Origin of the sequence: Pseudoalteromonas sp. AOP7-A1-14, assembly GCF_052376275.1 — a bacterium.
Classification (GTDB): Bacteria; Pseudomonadota; Gammaproteobacteria; order Enterobacterales; family Alteromonadaceae; genus Pseudoalteromonas.
Genome location: NZ_JBQSVO010000251.1, coordinates 1 through 1,178, shown reverse-complemented (window position 1 = coordinate 1,178; position 1,178 = coordinate 1). Strand labels below are relative to the sequence as shown.

General features: G+C 44.0%; 1 protein-coding gene. It reads right to left on the bottom strand.

Annotated features, from left to right (window positions below; genetic code table 11):
• The coding region (locus ACT3RM_RS17940; RefSeq protein ID WP_444511520.1) for an NAD-dependent succinate-semialdehyde dehydrogenase at positions 1 to 1,178 on the bottom strand (1,178 nt) is incomplete at both ends.

The window sequence follows — 1,178 nt, the reverse complement described above, 5'->3', positions numbered from 1 at the left end:
ATAAAAGTAAGCCGCCAATCCAGTATTTTGTGCACGTAAATGCGCTAGTAGCTGACTCTCATCGCTATACTTAATCAAAGGTGCGATAGGACCAAATATCTCTTGTTTTACACAGTCCATATCAATTGTTGCTGAATTTAAAACCGTAGGTTTAAACCAATTTGGCGATTGCTCCCATAACTCACCACCGCATGCGATTTCTGCTCCTTTTGTTACGGCATCTTTTAACAAAGACTCCACTTTTTCTAAGGCTGCTTGATTAATTAACGGGCCTATATCAACACCATTTTGAGAGCCTAAACCTAACTTTAATTTGCTTACACGCTCAACAAGTAAACGTGAGAAGTCGTCATAGATACTTTCATGAACATAAAAAGCATTGGCACAGACACAGGTCTGCCCAGCATTGCGGAACTTGGAAACCATAGCTCCTTGTACCGCGCTTTCGATGTCAGCATTTTCGCTCACAATGAATGGGGCATTTCCGCCGAGCTCCAAAGATAATCGCTTTACGTTAGTGGCGGATGCGGCCATTAAATATTTGCCAACACCAGTAGAGCCTGTGAAACTCAACTTACGAACAATATGACTTTGCGTTAAACACTGACCTATGACTTCTGCCTCGCCGGTCACCACATTTAAAACACCTGCTGGAATACCAGCTTGCGCAGCCAACTCAACTAAGGCTAAGGCGGTAAATGGAGTGTCAGGAGCAGGTTTAACAATCATTGTACAACCCGCAGCTAAAGCTGGAGCGACCTTACGGGTTATCATTGCAGCGGGGAAATTCCAGGGGGTAATAGCGCCACACACACCAACAGGCTCTTTAGTGACAATCATTGTGTCTGCATTTTCTGCAAAAGGCAGAACACCACCGTGCTCCATCATTGAAGGTTGGGCGTACCAATTAATATAGCTGATGGCGTAATCTATTTCGCCGAGCGACTCATACAGTGGCTTTCCTTGTTCCAAGGTCAGAATTTTTGCAATTCTCTCTCTGTTATTAGTTATTTTCTCTGCCCACTTTGCAAGAAGTGCACAACGCTGGCGTACGTTAATATCACGCCATTTATAAAAGGCTTGCTCGGCATCAACGATGCAAGCATCAATTTGCTCGCGACTCAAAAGAGGAACGGAGCCAATTATTTCATCCGTCGCAGGATTTAAAATTGATTGTG